Source organism: Acinetobacter sp. YH12069, assembly GCF_013419675.1.
Lineage (GTDB): Bacteria > Pseudomonadota > Gammaproteobacteria > Pseudomonadales > Moraxellaceae > Acinetobacter > Acinetobacter amyesii.
Genome location: NZ_VOZS01000006.1, coordinates 64795 through 87690, shown reverse-complemented (window position 1 = coordinate 87690; position 22896 = coordinate 64795). Strand labels below are relative to the sequence as shown.

Here is a 22896-nt window from a genome sequence, read left to right as displayed (position 1 = left end):
ATTAGTACACCTCCATGATCAGGCATGTTGAACTTGGATCATAAGAAGTCGAGTTAGTACATCCACCAGCCCCTGCATCCGTTTCATTCGTCGGGCTTGTCTCCCCCCACGCGACATATATACATGCACGACCATCATCATTCCCCTGACAATCAATCAAATTTACTGCCATAGCTTTTTCATGTGCTTTTTTAACAATTTCAGAAACATCAAAATCAGCCATTTCATCTGCATCACATGCGGTCTGATAACAGTTTTTAGTAGACGTTTTTTGTTCAGCCGGCGTTGTTATTTCAGACTTATATTTTTCCAAAGCACCCCGATTTACACGAATGCGCTCGGCAAAATCACGAGCCAAACTCATGCCTTCTACTCGATAGGTACTTTCAGCCGATGCCTCAATTGCACGATATTGCAATGCAATAAATCCAAGCACGCCTATTGCTAGCACTAATAGCGCGACTAGGACCTCCATCAATCCCAAACCTTTCTGTACTGATATGTAATGATGCATTAGCAAGTACCCTCTACAATTTGTTGAATTATCCCCATTCTTGAAATCGTAATTATCTTTGATTTCTCTCCGGAATTTTCGTTACAGACTTCAATGACTACGTCAGTCATTGAACTACTCACTCTTCCTGTCATATCAAATACAATAGGGCTAACTGATGTTTTTAATTCAGATTTACCAGAAGGACTCCACCCAAACAAAAGCTTTTCTCTCATTTTTTCTTTTTCAGCGCTACTCGGGGTAACAGTATTTAATGAAAGATCAACCTCTACATTTTGACGATTTAATACAGCTTGAGCTCTTGCCTCATTCATTACCGAGATTAAAGTATTCGTACTTTTATTTAGATTCTGATTTAAAAGCATATTATTCATAAATGGCGCTGCCATTCCCGCAATAATTGCTATCACAGCAATTGTCACAATCAGCTCAATTAACGTAAATCCATTATTTTTCTGCATACTCCCCCCAAGGCGCGCCAAACTTTACCCTATTAAAAATAATATCTAATTAAATTACAAAACAAACACAAATAAGGATAAAAGGCATAAAAAAACAGATAATTGCCAAAAAGCAATTATCTGTCAATTCTTAAAAAAATTCAGAATGTTAAGTTATTAACACTTTATGCTTGAGTTACAGGAATACGTAACTCTTTTGGCAAACTAAATGTAATATTTTCTTCGCGACCATCCAACTCTTGCGGTGCTTTTGCCCCCCAATCTTGTAGACGCTGAATTACTTGTTTAATTAATATTTCAGGTGCAGATGCTCCTGCAGTTACACCAATTTTAGTGTGTTCATTAAACCATTCTTGCTGCAACTGATCTGCATTGTCTACCAAATACGCATGCTTACCCATCCGTTCAGCCAACTCACGCAATCGATTCGAGTTCGAAGAGTTCGGTGAACCAACGACCAATACAACATCACATTGTTCGGCAAGATCACGTACGGCATCTTGGCGGTTTTGAGTGGCATAACAAATATCATCTTTGCGCGGCCCCTGAATTTCAGGGTACTTCTGACGTAAGGCATCAATGACTTTTGCTGTATCGTCTATAGAAAGCGTTGTCTGAGTTACAAACGCTACTTTTTCAGGATGCACCACTTTTAGATCAGCAACATCTTGTTCATCTTCAACCAAATAAATCGAGCCACCATTCTTGGTGTCATATTGACCCATTGTCCCTTCAACTTCTGGGTGACCTTCATGACCAATCAAAATCGCTTCCACGCCTTCACGTGCGTACTTGGTCACTTCTATATGTACCTTGGTCACCAAAGGGCACGTCGCATCAAATACTTTTAGCCCACGGCGCTCAGCTTCTTGTTGTACCGCTTTAGATACACCATGCGCACTGAAAATCACGATATTATCATCTGGCACTTCATCCAGTTCATCCACAAATATCGCACCGCGTTGACGCAAGTCGTCCACCACAAATTTATTATGTACTACCTCATGACGCACATATATTGGGGGGTTAAAGCATTCCAGTGCACGGTTCACAATCGCGATGGCGCGATCAACACCTGCACAGAAACCGCGTGGATTAGCTAAAACAATTTCCATAGAATCCTCAATGCCCACTCAATTTTACGGGTATCACTTGAAATAAATGTAAACAATAGACGTCTGACTATTTTGTTTGGCGCGCGTCTACTCTAAAATAGAGAAGATATTTTATCATATCAGGAAAAATATCATGTCGGGTCTCTTGTTTGTCGTTTCTGCTGCTTCGGGAACGGGCAAAACATCCCTCGTTAAAGCCCTGCTTGAACGTGTAAACAATTTACATGTCTCTGTTTCTCATACCACTCGTGGTCAGCGTCCTGGCGAATTAGACGGCGTACATTACCATTTTGCTAAAAAAGAAGATTTTCTATCTTTGGTGAATGAAGGCGGCTTCATTGAATATGCAGAAGTTTTTGGTAATTATTACGGTACTGCGCAGCGCACAGTAAAAGAACAATTGGCCAAAGGTCATGACGTTTTACTTGAAATTGACTGGCAAGGTGCTGAACAGGTTCGTAAACTTTTTCCTGAATCTAGACAAATTTTTATTCTTCCTCCGAGTCAATTCGATTTACGTCAACGTTTATCCAATCGTGGTACAGACTCTGTTGAAGTGATTGAACATCGTCTCAGCTGTGCCGTAGAAGATATGCAGCAATATGTTAATTTTGACTATGTCATTATTAATGATGACTTTAATAAAGCACTGCATGACTTAGAGTCTGTGATTATTGCCAATCGTCTTGTTTTAAAACAACAAGCCATGCGCCATGAAAAACTGATTGAGAAATTAATCACCCCTACAGAACAGTGATTAAAACTTGAGTCTATAGACAAAGCACCTTATACTGCACAGTCTGTTAAAAATTTATATTCAAACGAGAATTCTTATGGCACGCGTAACCGTTGAAGATTGTTTAGACCATGTAGACAACCGCTTTGAGCTTGTACTAGTGGCAAGCAAACGCGCGCGTCAATTGGCACGTCAAGGTATCGAACCTACTGTTGAGTGGGACAATGACAAACCAACCGTTGTTGCTCTTCGTGAAATCGCAGCGGGTCACGTTTCTAAAGACATTTTGAAACAACGTGAACAAGACTACCAAACTTCAAGTTTAGACCTTGCACTTTCTGCAAATAACCTAAACTTAGACGGTTTTTCTTTCCAATAAGATAAACCTGACCTTAAAAGCCTAGTTTTTAACTAGGCTTTTTTTATGGATTCTCTTTAATATTTCACTCAGAACAGTTATAACATAAGCTTAAGAAGTGCAAAGCAAGCGAAAAAGATTTTCATTTTTTTAAACTAAAAAATTGACAAGTCATGCAATATGCATTTCATTAAAGTATTAACCGTTTCATTTGTAAATCAGTAGTAAAAGGGTGTTCTATGCCAGGCCCAATGGTCAGCCAAGCCAAGCAACAGTTAAATGTGATAATCGACGCTTACCTTTCAGTAAGTGATGTCGAACGCGTGCTTGAAGCTTGCGACTATGCGGATATTGCCCATGATGGTATTACGCGTAAAAGTGGCGAACCCTACATCCTTCACCCGATTGCGGTGAGCTGTATTTTGGCGCATATGCGTCTGGATGCGGAAACTTTAATGGCCGCTTTACTACATGATGTCATCGAAGATACTGAATTTACTAAACAAGATATTACTGAAAAATTTGGTCTGACCGTTGCTGAACTCGTCGACGGCGTCACCAAACTCAGCCATTCTAGTGATAAAGAATATAATAAAGCTGCATCCTTCCGTAAAATTTTGCAAGCCACCCTACAAGACCCACGTGTCATTATTATTAAACTTGCGGATCGTTATCACAATATGACCACACTGGGTGCTTTACGCCCTGACAAACGTGCTCGTATTGCCCAAGAAACTTTTGAAATTTTTGTGCCTATGGCACGCCTTGTCGGTATGAATGAAATGGCCGACAACCTTGAACATTTGTGTTATCAAAATCTCGACTTAGATATGTATAACAATGTTCAAGAAGCTTTATTACAAACCAAACCGAAACGCTGCGAATACCAAACCAAGTGGGAAAACAACCTTACCACCCTACTTGAACAGCACCATATTTCAGGTCGAATTAAAAAGAAAAATAATAATATTGAATTACTTCGCCACTTCGTAAAAAACGATATCGATCTGCAAGAGCTCACTCATAGTCATGCCTTTGAAATTATTTTACAAAGCATCGCAGACTGTGACCGACTTGCTGACATCCTCAAAGAAAGCTTTAAAGTCCTTAATTACGCCGATCATATCCGTCGCCCACTCCCAGGTGGCAACCAGTCACTGATGATGCGCTTAAAAGGTGAAAAGACCATTTTATCGCTGACCATCCAAACGGAGTTGATGCGTAAAGCGGCGCGCTTTGGTGTGGTTCTCGGTGAAAATGCACCACAAGCTTGTCGCTCAGCGATCCAAGCCTCCATGCAAAATTTAAACGTGTTAGTCGATGGCGCATGTGCCAAGACCACATTTAGTGAATTACTCGATTATCTACATCAAGAGAAAATTTGGGTTTATACCCCACACGGTCATTTGCATGAACTCCCTCAGGGTGCCACAGCGGTTGATTTCGCTTATTCAGCAAGCTTATTTTTGGGCAACCATGCCGTTGGTGCGAAAATTGATGGGGAAACCAAGCCCCTTTCAACACCATTACTGAGTGGTCAAGTGATTGAAATTATCACTGATGTTCTTGCAACACCAAACCCTGACTGGCTAAGCTTTATTAATACCCAAAAAGCCCGCCGCGCATTACAAAATATCCTCCGTGACCAAGACCAAGATGAACAACGTTTAGTTGGTCAGCAAGCTTTAAATCGTGCATTAAAGCTCTTTAACCGTTCTGTGAGTGATTTGACATTAGCAGATTGGGAAAATGTGCTGAATTGGCGTCATTTAAATGATAAAGAACAATTGTTTGAACAGATTGCCGTGGGTGATTTACTGCCTCAATTGGTTGCTAATCATTTATATGCTCAAGATACTATTCAGACTTCAAATTCTGCACGCTTGATCTTGGGCACAGATGGTGTCGACGTTAAATATGCGCACTGCTGTAACCCGGTTTTAGGTGATCCAATACAAGGGCATTTATCACGTCGTGGTTTGATTGTGCACCGTTCACGTTGTCATAATTTATTGCATGAACAGCATTTACATCCTGAAAATATCATGCCTTTACACTGGACAACAGAAGACAGTGAAGACATTAGTTTTACAGCCTATTTATGCTTAAACATGCTGTTAAATGATGAGCAAATTTCAGAACTGATCTATCTATGCCGTAAAGAAAAAATAGGTGTAGAAACTGTCCGCTCACATGAAGAAAAAACCTATGTGAATATCGTTGTACATAACCGTAAACAAATTGCCGAAATTATCCGTAATTTAAGAATGCATTTTGGCTTCCCACGCATCAGTCGTTTGGCACAACCTGTTGCCATTGCTGAGCCTGCGAAAGTTGCCAGCTAACCTGACACAACGCATAATTATATGTGATATGTCTGTGATGATAATAGGAGAAATAGATGTCCCGCCAGGTAATCCATACTGAAAATGCACCCGCTGCAATTGGTACTTACTCACAAGCCATTTTAGTGGGCGACACTTTGTATTTATCAGGTCAAATTGGCTTAGATCCATATAGCATGGAGCTGGTAGAAGGCATTGAAGCTCAAATTCGCCGTGTATTCGACAACTTAAAAGCGGTATGTGAAGCTGCAGGTGGCACGCTAGCAGATATTGCTAAGCTGAATATTTTCCTCACTGACCTTTCTAACTTCCAATTGGTCAACCAAATTATGGGCGAATACTTTGCTCAACCTTACCCAGCACGCGCAGCACTCGGTGTAGCTAGCCTACCAAAAGGTGCACTAGTTGAAATGGATGGTGTGGTTATTCTTAATCAATAAGTTAGTAAATACCGCTTAAGCCCATCACTGAATATCAAATTCTAAAAGAATAGAAGTCTCATACGGAAATCTGAGCATTACTCAGATTTCCGCTTAAATGACATTTTTTATTCAAAAACTCAATCAGCATAAAAGTATTTTTAGATGATTTTTATTGACAAACGATAATAATTATCAATAATATTACTTATCCCATTTATTCACTTGGTTTGATTTCATGTACGTTTGTTTGTGCCGTGGTATTACTGATCAAGACATTAAAGATGCAATTGCCAATGGTGCAGAAAGCTATCGTGAAGTTCGCGATATGCTCGATTTAGGCACCTGTTGTGGTCGCTGTGCTCCTGAAGCACGTATGATCATCAGTGATGAAGTTGCACAAATTGCAGCCCGTATCGCAATTGCTGCATAAACTAAATTTTTAAGTTTCCTCAACAATCATAATTATAAAACCAATGGTCTCAGACCATTCCTCCTCCCCCGCTTCTGACTCTAAGCGGGTTTTTATTTATTAAAGCACTGAAAATTAGCGCCTTGTTTTGATTGTGATTTTCATTTGCTGTTCTATAAAATACTCGCTAATTTGCACTTTGTTGTTTAAGATATTTCTATTCTAATATCGAATTTATATTGCTTAGTTCGAGCTTTATTGCAGTTAAGGAGTCAGACATGAAAGGCAATCGTGATGTAATTAATCAGTTAAATCAGGTGCTTTATCATCATTTAACTGCAATCAACCAATATTTTCTTCATTCACGTATGTTTAACGATTGGAGCATTGAGCAACTGGGATCTGCGGAATATAAAGAATCAATTCGTCAAATGAAGCATGCTGATAAAATAATTGAACGTATTTTATTTTTAGAAGGTTTACCTAACTTACAACACCTAGGTAAGCTCTATATCGGCCAGCATACCGTTGAAGTTTTAAATTGTGATGTACGTAAGGTCAAAGAGAACATTGAAGCCATTCAAACTGCAGTTAAAATAGCAGAAGAACAGTTAGATTATGTCACTCGAGATCTAGCCCAAGAAATCTTAGAAAAAGAAGAAGAATGGTTGGATTGGACCACGACTCAGCTAGACCTTATTGAGTCTATCGGTGTAGAGAATTATATTCAGAGTCAGATTTAAACTTATAAAAAAACCCGCAGATGCGGGTTTTTTATCTTCAAAATTTACTTCCAAGGACGAAGATCGACAATTTTAATCACTTCACCCTTCTCTTTATTAATTAAAACGACCATTGGTAGACCATATGTTTCCAAAGGGACCCATGCCGTTGCCTGTGGATATGCCTTAATTTTCTGCTGCACAACAATATCAGAATTCCACTGACTAAGCTCAGACAAAGCATGAGCTTTGGTTTTCATCTGCTCTATGACTTGTTCCAATGGAATGTAGCGCTCAGGATATTGAGCCAAAGAAATACCATTTAACATAGCACCCATTTGCTCAATTTGTTGCTCCTGTGGATCTACTGCTTGTTTAACAGCGACATATTGTGGCTGTAACCATGTAGGTTGCTGATATTGTGATTGTACATGTGTAATATTCTCAGTTTTTAGTTCATTATTACGCACCAGTTCAAAACGATCATTATTGAATGCAATCCACACAGGACGTGCTTGTGCAATGCTATATAGACCATAACTTAATGCCGCGATTTGAATTAAAATAATAACCGTTAAATCCATTTTTAAGGTTTTTTTGCCTTCTTTATAAACCAAAAGACCAAGCAGAGGCCCTAAAATTACATCTATAACCAATAACATTAAAAAAATATGGGTCACGCCTGCAGCTTTTGCGAGTGGTGATGGATACCACAATACAAAGACCACACAAATTACAATAAGTGCCACCAAAACTGAAATACATAGATGACTTAGAAAAAACTTAATGCGATTGTTCATTTTTTAATGGATTAAATAGAAAACTCGATTTTAACGACAACCAATCAATAATCCTAATATTTTTTTAGGATTGACACTTTTTGTCAGTTAATTCTATACTTTTTAATATAAGCCCTAAAACAAAACACAACATTATGTTTTTATTACATTTTTAAAATGGAATGTTTTTTGCATAGTTTGTTAAAAATATCACCTTTCGAGTTAAATATGCAAAAAGGTTTTACCCTCATTGAATTAATGATTGTTATCGCCATCGTTGGTGTTCTATCTGCACTCGCTATTTCAAGCTATTTCTTTTTTACCTTAAAAACCAGACTGAATACTGCACTTTATGAAGTTTCTTCAATTAAACCCGCTTATGAAGTTATTATTACTCAAAGTTCGCCCTCAACTCTAACTTATGCGGATTTAAACATAAAATCAGAAACAGCCCTATGCAAAATTGACATTGCGTTGCCTAGCTACAATACAGATGAAAGTAAAGTTTTAAGTTGTCGCTTAAAAAATAAATCTGCACTACAAAATAATGCAGAAATATATTTAATACGCAGCACCACAGGACAGTATCACTGTAAAACAATTGGAATCCCTAATTATCTCATTCCAACGCAATGCAAATAAAATTTACTGATATTGCTGCTTTAAGTTTTGATAAATTAACATTTTAGTTTGGTCATATTGTGCGTGACCTAAAGCAGCTTGACCACTTGCCAATAACGTCACAACACCACCTTTATCATCTACCACAACCAAGGAACTTGCTCCTAGCAAAGTTCCGTCTCGGAAATATACTTTTAAACTATTTGCATCTTGTTGATAAGGAAACATAGCATAGCCGTAACAATCTCTTAGTTTTGTGATGTCACAAGCCAATTTTGGTTGACTCAAAATATTCGGTTGCGGTTTTTCAATCATTTTTGCCACTTGTAAAGCCAATGCACTGGCGCTTCCAGATAGTCCAGCCGAAGATGCTAAAGCAGGAAAATCAAAGGCTGTATAAATATTGCCATAACCCGTTAAAGATGTTTCAACATACAGATATTTCGCCTCATCTACTTTACGCTGATTGTCTAAGAATTGGATTCCATTTTCTGCCAAAGCATATTTTTTTTCGATTCCACTTTGGAAGCTCATTTGGGTTTGTGCTGCTACAGCCTCTCCCAACAAACAATAACCCAAATTTGAATAACTATAGGTCGTGTTTGGGTCAAATGAAAGTTGTGTTTGAGCCAATCGCTGCAAAGATGATGGACAAAATGGTGTTTGTCCAGATCTAAACATTTCATCCCCCATTAAACCTGTACGATTAAATCCTGCACGATGTAGTAACAAATCGCCTACCGTGATTTGTTCAATACGAACATCTTCAGGTTTAGGTATGTTGGGTAATAGTTTTAATATCGGCGTATCTAACTGCATTTTATTTTGTTTAATCAAATCTAAAACTGCATCACTGGTCCATAATTTGGACACACTAGCATAACGGAAGCGTGTATTTTCATTTACTTTGGCAGATAAAAGCGGCAGCCCCAAATATCCACTTTCACAATGAAATAATTGCCCTTGTGGAGAAAGATAAGCGATTTGGGTATTGGGCGCATGGTGTGACAAAGTGGTCTGTTTTAAAAGTTGCGCCAACCAAGTTGGACTATTTTCAGTACATTGCAACGCATGTTGTTCTATTTTTGCCTGCAAAGGATACAACTGTAAACGTAGCTTATTGCGTTCAAGTGTATTCACATAATAATATGTACAACCACCTGCCAAAAAAAATAAAAAAGTAACGATTATTAATTCTGATAATTTAACTTCACGGCGCATATTCATCTCTTTTAAATAAAGAACCTCCCATATGGGAGGTCCTTTATTAATAAAAATAATTTATTTAGAGCCAGATTTTGCAGGACAGCCTGACGGTGCAAATTTTGTATCAATTGAACCAGCATCACAAGTCCAGCTACCACCGGCAGTGTCAGCAGCACGAGTCCAAGTAATTGTTTTATCTTTCAAATTACCACTCGCGCCAACACCAAATTTACCTTTAATTGTACCTGCGCCAGTCGACATAGTGAAATCTAATGTAGGTTGCATAAGATCATTCACTTTCTCACCGCCAGTCGGCATTTTACCTTCTTCACCAGCAGCACCCAATAAGCTTGAACCAGGTACGTTAAATACACACTCTTTACCATCAGTCAGACATAAGTCAACGAGTGTTCGTAGGCTACCCAACTCACCAACTACACGTGTAACTTGCGACTTAGTAACATAGTTTTGGTATTGAGGTATCGCAATCGCAGCAAGAATACCGATAATTGCAACAACGATCATTAATTCGATAAGAGTAAAACCCTTTTGAACTGATTTCATAACATTCTCCACAAATGTTTTTTAATTTAATTATTTAATAAAGCTATGTAGCTTGTTTTATAAATAGCACAGAGCGTGCCAAGAATTATTATAGTGAAAATGACAGAAAAAACAGCACTTTAAAAAAATATTTTTATTTTTTGTAATCATTACGTCTCTTTTTGTGTTTAAAAGTGACGATTTGTGTCACTTTATCACCGTTTTTTTAGCGCAGAATTATTGGCGCATTTGCAATTTCATTATTTCGATCTACAGCCTTCCCTACATAAAAGTGATCCATCACTTCACCAATCTCTTTTACACCAACCGCCAAAGCTATTCGGTATTGTTTGCTTTGCATATTTTGGATAATTCGCGCGCAAATGTCCTGCCACACTTGGGCATCGGTTGCCTGTCTCATCCCGCGATCAATCACAATCTCAACTTGACGCTCACACAAATTTAAATACAGCAAAACACCACTATTAAACTCCGTATCCCATACACCCAGTTCCGCAAAGAGCTGTTCAGCACGTGCACGGGTATTTTGATAATAGGCTTGGTTCGAAGGAATATGCCCTTCGATTACCACCTGTATTTCGCCCACATGGCCATGCTCAGCTTCTGTCACCGCTTGTGCAATGGCCTGCTGATCTTGCTTATTAAAAAACCGGTTTGCTGCAGGCATATAAAAGAAGTGCTTCAACCAGCGTTTAAAACTTGGTTGCTGTATTTCCTGTGTTTTAGGACAGGTGACAATTTCTGTTGTTTCTGTTTTCGTTACCATGAACCTGATGCTCCCCCACCACCAAAGCCACCACCGCCTCCGCTATAGCCGCCGCCAAAGCCACCACCTCCGCTACGGCCTCCACCGCCCCCACCACCAGCAAGAAACATTTGAAAAATGGTTTGAGCAATAGCCGTAATCAGTAAAAAGAAAATTGCTCCACCCATCAACAGACTGGTGAGTAGACCTGCACCGTTGACCAAACCAGCAACGGTACCTGCAACAGCAGCAGTTGACGCACTTAAGCGCTTACCCACAATAAAGGATGCAAAAATACCAATCACCAAAATGATGAGAACCGTTGTAAACGTTTTCTCTTTGGCTTGTTGCTCGTGTAAGGCTTGTTCCTGACGTTCTTTTAACTCTTGGGCTGCTTGAGCGGCAACTTCAGGGTCTTGATTTAAAATTTGAGTTATTTCTGTTAAGCCAGCATCAATACCTTGAGCATACTGAGCTTGCTTAAAATACGGCGTGATTTGATTACGAATAATGCGACTAACGATGATGTCGGGCATGATTCCTTCTAATCCATAACCCGTAAGGATTTGAATTCTACGGTCGTTCACGGCGATTGCCATCAATATCCCGTTGTCACGTTTTGCAGAACCGAGTTGCCATTTTTCTGCAACACGCATGGCATAATCAAAAATATCTTCTTGACCTGTGGTTGGTACAATCACGATACCAACTTGTGCCTTGCCTTGTTCGTGTAACTGTAGAATTTTCTGGCTAATGGCTTGCTTTTCAGCAGCAGAAAGTAAGTTTGCCTGATCAACTACAGGTTCATTGAGCGTCGGCAAGCCACGAATCGACTCGCCATCTGCCATATCATTGGCGATATTCGGCTGCTGAATTTTGATTTCAGGCTGCGCTGTTGTATCTTTTTGCGTAGCTGAATGTTGATCTTTTAATATTTTACCGACAACAACTGTTTCAGCATCTACATCTGTAGCGGTGGCAGTTTCTGCATGTGTGAAACCCACCACACACAATAAGCATGCTAAAACCATGCGCTGCAACCACAACAAACCTGTATGTTTTAGCTCAAAATCCACCATCAGCCCACCTCACAATGCAGTGATGCCAATTAATTAAAATCAACTTTCGGTGCAGTTTGTGCACTTTGCTCTGCACTAAAGTTAGGCTTGGTATCCATACCGATGACTTTAGCTGTCATCACTTGCGGGAACTGGCGTGCATAGCCATTAAAGTCTTGTACCGTAGTAATGTAGCGATTACGTGCGACAGCGATCCTGTTTTCAGTGCCTTCAAGCTGTACCTGTAAATCACGGAATTGCTCATTGGCTTTTAAGTCTGGATAATTTTCCGAGACTGCAATTAAACGAGAAAGTGCGCTGGTCATCTGCGCTTGAGCTTCTTGATATTTTTGGAACAGTGCTGGATCTTCCAAAACTTCCTTATCCACTTTTAAGCCTGCAACATTGGCACGTGCTTGAGTCACTTCAGTCAGTACTTGTTCCTCATGTTTCGCGTAGCCTTTCACGACATTGACAAGATTAGGTACCAAATCTGCACGGCGTTGATATTGGTTTTGCACCTCAGACCATGCTGCTGTAACGGCCTCGTCTTTGACTTGTAATGTGTTATAGCCACAACCACTCAGGGTCAACGTACTGACTAATGCGATTGCGAGCATGCTTTTTTTCATTGAATTCATAACCCTTAACCTCAAGTATTTATTTGTAATTGTTTAAATAAATTCATTCTAACCTTATTTTTCGAATGAATTATGTATTTTCTTTGTGATTAAACTGATCTACTCAAAAAATATTTAGCATTAAAAAAAGCCCACAACTCGGGCTTTTTTAACATTTTGAATTAATTATACAATTGCGGTGTAATTTCAGTCTGAAAACTTTCCATTTGATATTCATCAGCAAGGCGTTCTTTCCAATATTTCACGATCTGACTGTAATCAATTTCGCTCGGATGGAATTCTGCTTTGTAATATGACAAATATTCAGGCGCTAGTTGAATAAACATTTTTGCCAATAAATACGCCCCGAAAATATTTCCGCCCAGCTTTGGCAAACTTTTTTTCTTATCCTGCATAAATAGTTTAGTTGCAGAATAAAACGTAAGACTTGCAAAACCCGTGGTCACACTGCGCATAATCATGCGACGTATTTTGTCATCTCCATAGACATGTTGATATACATCAAATGCCACTGCGCGATGCTCAATTTCTTCAATCGCATGCCACACCCAAAGTTTCACCGCATCATCATCTAAAGTACTCAGCACTTCAGGATGTCTTAAAATATAGCCACCAAGCAAAGCGGTAAAATGTTCAAATGCACAGGTAATTGCCAACTGTATTTTTGGATGTAAGTTTTTTACATAGCTATCTTTACGTGCCAGCCATGCTTGGAAACGATCTAAATTATAGCTTTCACTGCGCCAAGCATCGTTAAATTCAGCATGGGCTTTGGAATGCATCGCTTCTTGCCCAATAAATGCTGCGATCTCAGCTTGTAATTTTTCATCACTGACTTTATCGCGTACATTGCGTACACTATGCACAAAGAATTGCTCACCAATGGGAAAGGTCGATGACAATGCCGTCAACAAATGCGACATCACCGGTGAGTTGGCAAAATAATGCCGGCGAATCGCTTTAGGATTGAATTGTGCTCGACGTACCGTAATGCCAATGGCTTTAGGACGATTTAGATATGTTTTTTGTGTCGTCACTTGCGTCATGGTCGCTTCCTAAGATTTGGTTCATGATCTCAGTATGTAATTTCTAAGCTCTTTCACACATGGCAAAATGTGCTAGCACACTTGCATAATTCACCATTCTAAAGCGCTGTCTGACAACTTTTCAGCGTATTTATCTGCAAAATCCATTCACGTGTCATTTGAGGTAAATTCCAAAAAAAACCCGCCGAAGCGGGTTTTTTGAATAAATCCAGTGTAAGCACTGGCGTGTCATGACTTAAACATCTAAGTAGTCAAGAATACCTTCTGCAGCTTGGCGACCTTCCCAGATTGCGGTTACCACAAGATCAGATCCACGTACCATATCACCGCCGGCAAAAATTTTCGGATTCGATGTTTGGAACTTAAATTCTTGCTGTTCAGCAGCAATGACGCGGCCTGAACCATCCATACTGATGTTTGATGTAGTAAACCAATCTGCGGGGCTTGTACGGAAACCAAAGGCTAGCAATACTGCATCTGCTGGTAAAATTTCTTCTGAACCTGGAACTGGCTCAGGGCTACGACGACCGCGACTATCAGGTGCACCTAGCTGTGTAGTCACAACTTTAACACCCGTCACTTTGCCATTTTCACCTACAATTTCAATCGGCTGACGATTAAATTGGAAATCCACGCCTTCTTCACGCGCATTTTTCACTTCACGACGTGAACCCGGCATGTTTTCTTCATCACGACGGTAGGCACAGACAACGGATTCGGCACCTTGACGGATCGAGGTACGGTTACAGTCCATCGCGGTATCACCACCACCGAGAACAATCACTTTTTTGCCTTCCATGCTGATGTATTCAGATGGATCTTTTTCCCAACCTTGCGTACGGTTGACATTGGCAATCAAGAAATCCAGTGCATCATGAACACCAACAAGATCTTCACCCGCAAAACCACCCTTCATGTAAGTATAGGTTCCCATACCCATGAATACAGCGTCGTAATCAGCCAAAAGCTGATCAATGGTCACATCTGTACCAATTTCAGTATTTAGACGGAATTCAACTCCCATGCCAGAGAAAATCTCACGGCGACGTTTCATTACGTCTTTTTCCATTTTGAATTCTGGAATACCAAATGTCAGCAAACCACCAATTTCAGGGCGTTTGTCAAATACGACTGGCTTCACACCATTACGTACCAGAATATCAGCACAGCCAAGGCCAGCAGGACCTGCACCAATAATCGCAACTTTTTTGTCTGTCCACTTAACGTGTGACATATCTGGACGCCAGCCCAATGCAAATGCCGTATCGTTAATGTATTTTTCAGCATTACCAATGGTAACTGCACCAAAGCCGTCATTTAGCGTACACGCGCCTTCACATAAACGGTCTTGTGGGCACACACGACCACAAACTTCAGGCAATGTATTGGTTTGATGACACAATTCAGCCGCTTGGAAAATGCGACCTTCTGCAATCAGTTTTAACCAGTTTGGAATGTAGTTATGTACTGGACATTTCCATTCACAATATGGGTTACCGCAACCTAAGCACCGGTGCGTTTGGTTTTTTGCAACTTCAGCTGTAAACGGTTTATAGATTTCCACAAATTCTGCTTTGCGGACAACTAGATCTTTTTTCTCTGGATCTTGGCGTGCTACATCCAGGAACTGAAAGTCATTATTTAGGCGCTCTGCCATGTCTCTCTCCGTGGGTAGGTGTAAGCATGTTTGGACTTACACCTGCCTATCAAATCTGCAGTAGTGGAATTATTGTGGATCAGCTTGAGTTGTTTTCAACAAAGTCTGCAAATTAGCAGCTTTTGGTTTCACAAGCCAGAATTTGCGGCTATAGAAGTCAAACTCGTTGCGGATCTTATACGCCCAAGCACTACCTGTTTCTTTAATATGTTCATCTAAGATACGGCACAAGAACTCTTTGTGTTCTTCCATCGATTCTGTAGAGATACGGTTCAATTCAATCAGTTCGTGGTTGTAATGGTCAACAAAGTCATTGTCGAGGTCGAGCACATAAGCGAAACCGCCTGTCATACCCGCGCCAAAGTTATGACCCACTTTACCCAATACAGTCACGATACCACCTGTCATATATTCACAGCAGTGGTCGCCTGCACCTTCAATCACGGCAAACGCACCCGAGTTACGTACTGCAAAACGCTCGCCTGCTGTACCTGCAGCAAACAATTTACCGCCTGTTGCACCATATAAACAGGTGTTACCAATGATTGCAGTATTTTGCGTTTGGAACGGTGAACCTTTCGGTGGGAAGATCGAGATACGACCACCAGCCATACCTTTACCCACGTAATCATTCGCATCGCCTTCTAGGCTGATGTGTAAACCACCTGCGTTCCAAACACCCAATGACTGACCTGCAGTCCCTGTTAATTTAACTTTAACAGGGTGCGCTTCCATACTGAGGTTGCCATAACGTTTTGCAATCTCACCCGAAATACGCGCGCCAATTGAACGGTCACAGTTACCAATTGTGAAGCTATATTCACCGCCTGTGCCTGCTTCAATCGCTGGCAGCATTTCAGCTACCATTTTCTCAGCCAATAAGCCTTTATCGAATGGTGCATTACCTTGTACATCACAGTACTGTGCTTTGCCTTCAGCCGCAGGATGCGATTGGAGCAATGCGCTCAAATCAAGGTGTGCATGTTTTTCAGTTTCACCTGGAAGCATTTCCAGTAAATCTGTACGGCCAATCAAATCTTTCAGACTTGATACGCCTAACGCGGCTAACCATTCACGTGTTTCTTCCGCAATAAAGTGGAAGAAATTGATCAGCATTTCAGGTTCACCGATATAGTGTTCCTGACGTAAATGATCTTGCTGTGTTGCAACACCGGTCGCACAGTTGTTTAAATGGCAAATACGCAGGTATTTACATCCCAATGCGATCATCGGTGTAGAACCAAAACCGAAACTTTCAGCCCCAAGAATCGCTGCTTTCACAACATCTAGACCCGTTTTCAAGCCGCCATCAGTTTGTACACGGACTTTGCCACGCAGATCGTTCACACGAAGCGCCTGATGCGCCTCAGATAGACCAAGCTCCCATGGAGAACCTGCATGGTGAATTGAAGAAAGTGGAGAAGCCGCTGTACCGCCGTCATAACCAGAAATGGTAATGAAGTCTGCGTATGCTTTTGCTACACCTGCCGCAATCGTACCAACACCCGGCTCAGAAACCAGCTTAACGGACACCATCGCCTGTGGGTTAACCTGTTTTAAATCGAAAATTAACTGTGATAAATCTTCGATTGAGTAGATGTCGTGATGCGGCGGTGGAGAAATTAATGTCACACCCGGTACTGAGTAACGTAAACGTGCAATTAAGCCATTCACTTTACCGCCCGGCAACTGACCACCTTCACCTGGTTTTGCACCTTGCGCCACTTTAATTTGAAGGACTTCTGCAGAAGTTAGATATGCAGGGGTCACACCAAAACGGCCAGATGCAATTTGTTTGATTTTCGAGTTACGGATAGTGCCGTAACGCGCTGGGTCTTCGCCGCCCTCACCTGAGTTCGAGCGACCACCAATGGTGTTCATCGCGATTGCAATAGCTTCGTGCGCTTCAGGTGATAATGCACCTAAAGACATACCTGCAGAGTCAAAACGCGGCAGAATCTCTTCTACGGATTCAACTTGATCGAGTGCAATCGATTGATCTGTTTTGAGCTTGAATAAGTCACGAATCGTCGCGATTGGACGGTTATTCACTAGTTCCGCGTATTCTTTAAAGTCCGCATAATTACCAGAACGCACAGATTTATGCAGCGCATTGATCACGTCTGGGTTAAATGCGTGATATTCCTTACCGAATACAAATTTCAGCATACCGCCTTGATCGATTGGCTTACGTGATTTCCACGCCAAATCTGCCAATTTTTTCAAGTCATTTTCTAGATCAGAGAATGTTGCGCCTTTAATACGGCTCGGTACACCCGTAAAGCATTTTGCAACCACTTCATCAGAGAGGCCGACTGCTTCAAACAGCTGGCCGCCACGGTAAGAGGCAACAGTAGAAATACCCATCTTAGAAAGGACTTTCAGCAAACCTTTCTCAATGCCTTTACGGAAGTTCGCTTGTGCATGGATTGGGTCACCCAGCAACTCGCCTTTCGCGATCAAGTCATTAATCACGTCATAAGCAAGGTACGGATAGATCGCAGTCGCACCGAAACCAAGAATCACCGCAAACTGGTGTGCATCACGTGCCAAACCAGTTTCGACAATGATGTTGGCATCTGTACGTAGACCCACATTGATTAAATAGTGGTGAACTGCACCAGTTGCCATCAATGCATTTGCAGGTAAGAAACCTTGACTGATTTTCTTATCAGACAATACAAGTAAAGTTTTTCCATCGCGAATCGCTTGTGCAGATTCTTCACAAATACGCGCGATAGCAGCTTCTAAGCCTTCATCTTCTGCATAGTTCAGGTCGATATCTGCAATTTCATAACCTTTACGACCAAGGGTACGAATTTGATGCATTTTCGAATTTGACAGTACTGGGCTTGAAATGATCAGACGATCTGCATGCTCTGGACCTTGTTCAAATACATTTTGTTCACGGCCGAGACATGTCTCTAACGACATTACGATCGATTCACGTAATGGATCGATTGGCGGATTCGTAACCTGAGCGAACTGCTGACGGAAGTAGTCAGACACATGGCGCACCTGACGAGACAATACTGCCATTGGCGTATCATCACCCATTGAGCCCACGGCTTCCTGACCGCTTTCAGCGATTGGACGAAGCAATTGGTCACGTTCTTCAAATGTCACCATGAACATTTTTTGTGAAGCTTTCAGGTCATCACCTTTTAAGCCTTGATCACATAAATATTCTTCTAGCTCTGGACTACCTTGCACACGTACTGAGTTTTCACGTAACCACTGACGGTACGGACGCATACGTTTGAGGTGATTACTCACATCTTGAGTATCGAGCATTTTGCCGGTAAAGGTATCGATCACCAAAATTTGACCTGGACCGACACGACCTTTAGATACAACGTCTTCTGGTTCATAACCCCAAACACCAATTTCGGATGCCAAAGTAATGTAACCATTTTTGGTAATCACCCAACGTGCTGGACGTAAACCATTACGGTCAAGCATACAAATCGCATGACGACCATCTTGAATTACCAGACCTGCTGGACCATCCCAAGCTTCCATATGTTTTGAGTTGAATTCATAGAATGCACGTAAATCCGCATCTAAAGTTTCAACGTTTTGCCAAGCTGGTGGAACCAACATGCGCAGCGCACGGAACAAATCCATACCGCCACCAACAAGGATTTCCAGCATATTGTCTAAGCTTGAAGAATCCGAACCTGTACGGTTTACAATTGGATTCAGCTCAGTTAAACCCGGCAATAATGGGTTTTCAAATTTTGGTGTACGCGCCATCGCCCAGTTACGGTTTGCGGTAATGGTGTTAATTTCACCATTGTGCGCCAAGTAACGGAACGGCTGTGCCAAAGGCCAACGCGGCAATGTATTGGTTGAGAAGCGCTGATGGAATACCACGATGTGTGACTTTAAACGCTCATCAGCAAGATCGGTATAGAAGTCAGCAATCGCTGCTGGCATCATCAAACCTTTATAGCTGATCACAGTTGAGCATAAAGTGGTTACATAGAAGTATGGGTCAGCAGTCAGTTGTTGTTCTGCACGACGACGTGCCATCACCAACTTACGGTTGAATTCAACCTCTGAAACACCCATTGGGCAATTCACGATAATTTGTTCAAAGGCAGGCAATGACTGCATCGCGATTGAACCCAATGCATCGTTATTGGTTGGCACAACACGCCAAGCGATGACTTTACAGCCTTCGTCTTCGATTTCTTTGGTTAAAATTTGTTTTGCATGTGCGGCTAATGCAGGGTCTAGATTTAGAAATACCGTACCCACAGCAAAGATTTCACTCAATGTAATGTCACTGAGTTTTTTCGCTTCTTCACGGAAAAATTCTTTGGGCATAGCAAGGAGTAGACCACAACCGTCACCGGTTTTGCCATCTGCGGCAATACCACCACGGTGGGTCATACAACTTAAACTATGCATTGCGGTTTTGACGAGATCATGGCTTGCATCACCCTGCATATGGGCGATTAAACCGAAACCACAGTTATCTTTAAACTCATCCGGTTGGTATAAACCTTGAGCGGGAGCTACAGTATTAGGCGATGGCATGTGCATAGCGTACCCTTCTTTTCTTTACAGCTCTTTCGAGCACTTAACAAACTAATTTCTTGTTGCGATTCGTCTTAACTTACTCACATGAATTGTTCTGTCGAGCAAAATTATTTCTTATTCACACCCTTAAGATAAACCGAATTCATCTTTGATGCATGAATAAAAAGTCAAATTTTCTGCTTTTGCAGTTCAGATCAGGGATAACGACTGGATTAATGACTTCGCACTTTTATCGAATCATTTTCGCGCCAAAACAGGGAGAAAAGTTCAATTTACGCACCAATTAAGCAATTTATATGCCAACTTGATGCATTTTCTCCTAAGATGGCTGATTACAAGCATTTTTTAGTTATAACAAATAATTCAAATTGTTCTTTTTTTATTTTATGCACTTTTTCTGTGCAGTTTAAGCTTTTCCTAAGACGTCTTGCGCTATTTTAGAACTAATTAAAAGGATCGGTTACTTCTTGTTCTACCGGCGCAGGTTTTGGACGTGGTGCATCTACACTACTTTGTGATTTTTGCACATCAATCACATTTCCTTCAGCATCTCGACGTGTCACCGTAGTACTTGTCGTTGCATTAGTTGGTGTTGTTACCGTCGTTGCAGCCGCTGCTTTTCGTGCGGCGATTTGAGCTTCATCAATTTTCGGTAAAGGTACAGATTTTAATTTAACAGCATATAACTTTTGACTCGACGACATTTCTTCCGTGCCTAAGTCATTCACATATGCTTGATATTGTTTAAATTCAACAACCTCAGGTTTGATTGAAGCAGGCAAAGCGATGTTGAGGCTCGACATTGCAGCTTTGGCATCATTTTGCGACGAATATGGTCCTGTTAAAATGACGTATTGCTCAGGATGGTCTTCACCAGAAAGACGTAGATAAATAAATTTGTGACGCTCAGGCTGCTTACGTAAGAAGCTTTTTAAAATATCTTCTTCAGAAACCCGAAATAATTCAACACCATAAAGTTTGGCAGAATCATTGATAAATTTAGTGCCGCGAAATTCTGGCTCATGTTGAGCTGTAGCAACCACACGTGTCGTCATATCCAGCGGACGCACTTCTTCATTTAATGCACCAAGATGGGACATTGCCGCCACTTTCTCGGGCTGAATTTGCAAATCCACTTCAGTTTCAGCTTGTTTTTCAACTTCAACCAATTCTTTGGTATCTGTAATCGCCCAGAAAACCAATGCAGCGAACAGACACACAGCTCCACCCACCAACCATGTGTAGTGATGAACTTTTTGCCATTGAGACTGCCGCGCTGCCATGATGTACCTACTCTGCCTGATTTGCCAAAATTGCCTGTTTCATTAACTCAACATCAAACTCTTTGGTGATGATGGCCTGACCTAATGATTTCAGTAAAATAAGTCGTAATTGCCCATTCAATACTTTTTTATCATGGGACATATACAACAAAAATTCCTCTAGCGGAATTTTAGGGCAAACTATCGGTAATTGTGCACGTAAAATGATTTTTTTTGTACGTTCTAAATCTTCAGCAGTGATCCAGCCCATACGATGGGACAAATCTGCAGCCATTACCATTCCTGTTGCAACAGCTTCACCATGCAACCATTCACCATATCCTAAGTACGATTCAATCGCATGACCAAAGGTATGACCCAGGTTTAATAACGCACGTTCGCCTTGTTCTTTTTCGTCATTGGCCACAATACGCGCTTTATGGGCACATGAACGATATACTGCTTCAGCCAACAAGGTTGCATCACCTGCAACCAAAGCATCCATATGTTGCTCAAGCCAAGCCAAGAATTCAACATCACCTAACAATGCATATTTGATCACTTCGGCCAAACCTGCAGAAAGTTCACGCGCCGGCAAAGTTTTTAATTGCGCCATATCCGCAAGGACCACTTGGGGTTGCTGGAAAGCGCCAATCATGTTTTTACCCAGTGGATGGTTAATCCCAGTTTTTCCACCGACACTTGAATCCACTTGAGAAAGCAAAGTCGTCGGCACTTGAATAAAATACACACCACGTTGATAGCATGCAGAAGCAAAACCGGTCATATCCCCAATGACACCCCCACCCAATGCTAAAACCGTACAATCGCGGTTAAAGCCTGCTTCGAGCAAGGCATCAAAAATTAAATTCAAATGCTCTAAATTTTTATACTTTTCACCATCAGGCAAAATACATGTTGCAACAGTTTTCCCTAATGCCTCAATTGCATCTACATAATGTTTTAAATAGAGCGGAGCAACTGTGGTATTAGAGACAATCATCACTTGTTTACCCTGAATATAAGGCTCAAGTAAAGTTTGTGGATCGAGGTCACTACCAATAAAAATAGGGTAGCGACGATCACCAAGTTCAACATGTAAGGTTTGCATGAATTTAACCTTTTCTAACGAGATATATTTTGTGAAACAATTAAATTAAAAATTTTTTGCGCAAGATCTCGCGCGGCACCTTGATTGGTTTCAATAATATAGTGCGCGACTTCACGATAAAGAGGATCACGGGCAGCCAATAAATCTCGTAGCTTTTGCTCTGGATTTTCCACTTGAAGCAGTGGACGATTTTTGTCGCGGTAGGTTCGTTGTAACTGAATTTCCACCGGAGTATATAGATAAACAACAATACCACGTTGTTTTAAGAATTCGCGATTTGGGGGCTGAGTCACTGCACCACCGCCAGTCGCCAAGACCAGTTGTTTTTTTGCAGTTAACTCATCAATGACATTCGTTTCACGACTTCTAAACCCTTTTTCCCCTTCTTTTTCAAAAATCCAAGGAATCGTCGCACCTGTTTTACGTTCAATTTCATGATCACTGTCTAGAAATTCACGTCCTAACAATTCTGCTAAATGTCGCCCTACGGTTGTTTTTCCTGCCCCCATTGGCCCTACCAAATAGATATTTGGTAGGGTTTCAAACTCTTTGCTTGGCAAGGAGTCACCTATTTCT

The 22896-nt window shown here is 41.1% G+C and carries 22 protein-coding genes; 7 read left to right on the top strand and 15 right to left on the bottom strand.

Annotated elements, in window-relative coordinates; all coding sequences use genetic code 11:
• Position 1: 1 nt before the first annotated feature.
• From pilV to ispH, 3 genes are all read right to left on the bottom strand, one after another.
• Entirely contained in the window at positions 2–514 is a 513-nt protein-coding gene (pilV, locus tag FTU16_RS05420; protein WP_078189360.1) for a type IV pilus modification protein PilV, read from the bottom strand.
• Complete coding sequence (locus tag FTU16_RS05415) at positions 514–975, bottom strand: GspH/FimT family protein (RefSeq protein WP_078189361.1); 462 nt, start codon at positions 973–975, stop codon at positions 514–516. Before FTU16_RS05415 ends, pilV begins: the two co-directional genes overlap by 1 nt.
• 164 nt (positions 976–1139) lie before the next feature.
• Positions 1140–2090: a 4-hydroxy-3-methylbut-2-enyl diphosphate reductase gene (ispH, locus tag FTU16_RS05410; RefSeq protein WP_180162864.1), complete on the bottom strand. Its 951-nt coding sequence runs from the start codon at positions 2088–2090 to the stop codon at positions 1140–1142.
• Positions 2091–2223: 133 nt separating this feature from the next.
• Here ispH and gmk point away from each other — a divergent pair, with 133 nt between their 5' ends.
• The 6 genes from gmk (at position 2224) to bfr (ending at position 7103) form a co-directional block, all read left to right on the top strand.
• Complete coding sequence (gene gmk / locus FTU16_RS05405) at positions 2224–2847, top strand: guanylate kinase (RefSeq protein ID WP_078189363.1); 624 nt, start codon at positions 2224–2226, stop codon at positions 2845–2847.
• Between the two features lie 76 nt (positions 2848–2923).
• Complete coding sequence (rpoZ, locus tag FTU16_RS05400; RefSeq protein WP_067762989.1) at positions 2924–3205, top strand: DNA-directed RNA polymerase subunit omega; 282 nt, start codon at positions 2924–2926, stop codon at positions 3203–3205.
• Between the two features lie 218 nt (positions 3206–3423).
• Complete coding sequence (locus tag FTU16_RS05395; RefSeq protein ID WP_180162863.1) at positions 3424–5529, top strand: bifunctional (p)ppGpp synthetase/guanosine-3',5'-bis(diphosphate) 3'-pyrophosphohydrolase; 2106 nt, start codon at positions 3424–3426, stop codon at positions 5527–5529.
• A 56-nt stretch (positions 5530–5585) separates the two neighbouring features.
• On the top strand, positions 5586–5969 hold the full coding sequence (locus FTU16_RS05390; RefSeq protein ID WP_180162862.1) for a RidA family protein: 384 nt from the start codon (positions 5586–5588) through the stop codon (positions 5967–5969).
• A gap of 217 nt (positions 5970–6186) precedes the next feature.
• Positions 6187–6381, top strand: coding sequence for a bacterioferritin-associated ferredoxin (locus FTU16_RS05385; protein ID WP_078192519.1), 195 nt, complete (start codon positions 6187–6189; stop codon positions 6379–6381).
• Between the two features lie 257 nt (positions 6382–6638).
• On the top strand, positions 6639–7103 hold the full coding sequence (bfr, locus tag FTU16_RS05380; protein ID WP_180162861.1) for a bacterioferritin: 465 nt from the start codon (positions 6639–6641) through the stop codon (positions 7101–7103).
• Between the two features lie 44 nt (positions 7104–7147).
• Here the strand turns inward: bfr and tfpZ are convergent, their stop codons facing one another.
• The gene (tfpZ, locus tag FTU16_RS05375) at positions 7148–7882 is read right to left on the bottom strand and encodes a TfpX/TfpZ family type IV pilin accessory protein (protein WP_180162860.1); all 735 of its coding nucleotides are present in this window, start codon (positions 7880–7882) and stop codon (positions 7148–7150) included.
• A 207-nt stretch (positions 7883–8089) separates the two neighbouring features.
• Between tfpZ and FTU16_RS05370 the strand changes: the two genes are divergently transcribed.
• Complete coding sequence (locus FTU16_RS05370) at positions 8090–8503, top strand: prepilin-type N-terminal cleavage/methylation domain-containing protein (protein ID WP_180162859.1); 414 nt, start codon at positions 8090–8092, stop codon at positions 8501–8503.
• A gap of 3 nt (positions 8504–8506) precedes the next feature.
• Here FTU16_RS05370 and FTU16_RS05365 read toward each other — a convergent pair whose 3' ends face one another.
• The 11 genes from FTU16_RS05365 to aroK all read right to left on the bottom strand — a co-directional run bounded on the left by FTU16_RS05365 (position 8507) and on the right by aroK (position 22880).
• Complete coding sequence (locus FTU16_RS05365) at positions 8507–9703, bottom strand: serine hydrolase (protein WP_180162858.1); 1197 nt, start codon at positions 9701–9703, stop codon at positions 8507–8509.
• Between the two features lie 60 nt (positions 9704–9763).
• The gene (locus tag FTU16_RS05360; RefSeq protein ID WP_180162857.1) at positions 9764–10252 is read right to left on the bottom strand and encodes a pilin; all 489 of its coding nucleotides are present in this window, start codon (positions 10250–10252) and stop codon (positions 9764–9766) included.
• A gap of 205 nt (positions 10253–10457) precedes the next feature.
• The gene (locus FTU16_RS05355; RefSeq protein ID WP_180162856.1) at positions 10458–11018 is read right to left on the bottom strand and encodes a TPM domain-containing protein; all 561 of its coding nucleotides are present in this window, start codon (positions 11016–11018) and stop codon (positions 10458–10460) included.
• Positions 11012–12028: a YgcG family protein gene (locus tag FTU16_RS05350; RefSeq protein ID WP_257227098.1), complete on the bottom strand. Its 1017-nt coding sequence runs from the start codon at positions 12026–12028 to the stop codon at positions 11012–11014. Before FTU16_RS05350 ends, FTU16_RS05355 begins: the two co-directional genes overlap by 7 nt.
• A gap of 77 nt (positions 12029–12105) precedes the next feature.
• The gene (locus FTU16_RS05345) at positions 12106–12696 is read right to left on the bottom strand and encodes a LemA family protein (RefSeq protein WP_078189372.1); all 591 of its coding nucleotides are present in this window, start codon (positions 12694–12696) and stop codon (positions 12106–12108) included.
• Positions 12697–12857: 161 nt separating this feature from the next.
• Positions 12858–13742 carry a metal-dependent hydrolase gene (locus tag FTU16_RS05340; protein ID WP_180162854.1) on the bottom strand — a complete coding sequence of 295 codons (885 nt, stop codon included), beginning with the start codon at positions 13740–13742 and terminating at the stop codon, positions 12858–12860.
• Positions 13743–13977: 235 nt separating this feature from the next.
• Complete coding sequence (locus tag FTU16_RS05335) at positions 13978–15399, bottom strand: FAD-dependent oxidoreductase (protein ID WP_078189374.1); 1422 nt, start codon at positions 15397–15399, stop codon at positions 13978–13980.
• A gap of 69 nt (positions 15400–15468) precedes the next feature.
• Entirely contained in the window at positions 15469–19944 is a 4476-nt protein-coding gene (gene gltB / locus FTU16_RS05330; RefSeq protein WP_180162906.1) for a glutamate synthase large subunit, read from the bottom strand.
• A 446-nt stretch (positions 19945–20390) separates the two neighbouring features.
• Positions 20391–21230, bottom strand: a complete 840-nt coding sequence (locus tag FTU16_RS05325; RefSeq protein ID WP_180114145.1) for a hypothetical protein — start codon at positions 21228–21230, stop codon at positions 20391–20393.
• Between the two features lie 7 nt (positions 21231–21237).
• Positions 21238–22320: a 3-dehydroquinate synthase gene (gene aroB, locus FTU16_RS05320; RefSeq protein ID WP_180162853.1), complete on the bottom strand. Its 1083-nt coding sequence runs from the start codon at positions 22318–22320 to the stop codon at positions 21238–21240.
• 14 nt (positions 22321–22334) lie between these two features.
• The gene (gene aroK, locus FTU16_RS05315; RefSeq protein ID WP_078189378.1) at positions 22335–22880 is read right to left on the bottom strand and encodes a shikimate kinase AroK; all 546 of its coding nucleotides are present in this window, start codon (positions 22878–22880) and stop codon (positions 22335–22337) included.
• Positions 22881–22896 lie beyond the last annotated feature (16 nt).

Excerpts from the sequence above, each read along its gene's own strand:
- pilV (WP_078189360.1), bottom strand. The coding sequence starts at position 514 with ATGCATCATTACATATCAGTACAGAAAGGTTTGGGATTGATGGAGGTC.
- FTU16_RS05415 (WP_078189361.1), bottom strand. The coding sequence starts at position 975 with ATGCAGAAAAATAATGGATTTACGTTAATTGAGCTGATTGTGACAATT.
- ispH (WP_180162864.1), bottom strand. The coding sequence starts at position 2,090 with ATGGAAATTGTTTTAGCTAATCCACGCGGTTTCTGTGCAGGTGTTGAT.
- gmk (WP_078189363.1), top strand. The coding sequence starts at position 2,224 with ATGTCGGGTCTCTTGTTTGTCGTTTCTGCTGCTTCGGGAACGGGCAAA.
- rpoZ (WP_067762989.1), top strand. The coding sequence starts at position 2,924 with ATGGCACGCGTAACCGTTGAAGATTGTTTAGACCATGTAGACAACCGC.
- FTU16_RS05395 (WP_180162863.1), top strand. The coding sequence starts at position 3,424 with ATGCCAGGCCCAATGGTCAGCCAAGCCAAGCAACAGTTAAATGTGATA.
- FTU16_RS05390 (WP_180162862.1), top strand. The coding sequence starts at position 5,586 with ATGTCCCGCCAGGTAATCCATACTGAAAATGCACCCGCTGCAATTGGT.
- FTU16_RS05385 (WP_078192519.1), top strand. The coding sequence starts at position 6,187 with ATGTACGTTTGTTTGTGCCGTGGTATTACTGATCAAGACATTAAAGAT.
- bfr (WP_180162861.1), top strand. The coding sequence starts at position 6,639 with ATGAAAGGCAATCGTGATGTAATTAATCAGTTAAATCAGGTGCTTTAT.
- tfpZ (WP_180162860.1), bottom strand. The coding sequence starts at position 7,882 with ATGAACAATCGCATTAAGTTTTTTCTAAGTCATCTATGTATTTCAGTT.
- FTU16_RS05370 (WP_180162859.1), top strand. The coding sequence starts at position 8,090 with ATGCAAAAAGGTTTTACCCTCATTGAATTAATGATTGTTATCGCCATC.
- FTU16_RS05365 (WP_180162858.1), bottom strand. The coding sequence starts at position 9,703 with ATGCGCCGTGAAGTTAAATTATCAGAATTAATAATCGTTACTTTTTTA.
- FTU16_RS05360 (WP_180162857.1), bottom strand. The coding sequence starts at position 10,252 with ATGAAATCAGTTCAAAAGGGTTTTACTCTTATCGAATTAATGATCGTT.
- FTU16_RS05355 (WP_180162856.1), bottom strand. The coding sequence starts at position 11,018 with ATGGTAACGAAAACAGAAACAACAGAAATTGTCACCTGTCCTAAAACA.
- FTU16_RS05350 (WP_257227098.1), bottom strand. The coding sequence starts at position 12,028 with ATGGTTTTAGCATGCTTATTGTGTGTGGTGGGTTTCACACATGCAGAA.
- FTU16_RS05345 (WP_078189372.1), bottom strand. The coding sequence starts at position 12,696 with ATGAATTCAATGAAAAAAAGCATGCTCGCAATCGCATTAGTCAGTACG.
- FTU16_RS05340 (WP_180162854.1), bottom strand. The coding sequence starts at position 13,742 with ATGACGCAAGTGACGACACAAAAAACATATCTAAATCGTCCTAAAGCC.
- FTU16_RS05335 (WP_078189374.1), bottom strand. The coding sequence starts at position 15,399 with ATGGCAGAGCGCCTAAATAATGACTTTCAGTTCCTGGATGTAGCACGC.
- gltB (WP_180162906.1), bottom strand. The coding sequence starts at position 19,944 with ATGCCATCGCCTAATACTGTAGCTCCCGCTCAAGGTTTATACCAACCG.
- FTU16_RS05325 (WP_180114145.1), bottom strand. The coding sequence starts at position 21,230 with ATGGCAGCGCGGCAGTCTCAATGGCAAAAAGTTCATCACTACACATGG.
- aroB (WP_180162853.1), bottom strand. The coding sequence starts at position 22,320 with ATGCAAACCTTACATGTTGAACTTGGTGATCGTCGCTACCCTATTTTT.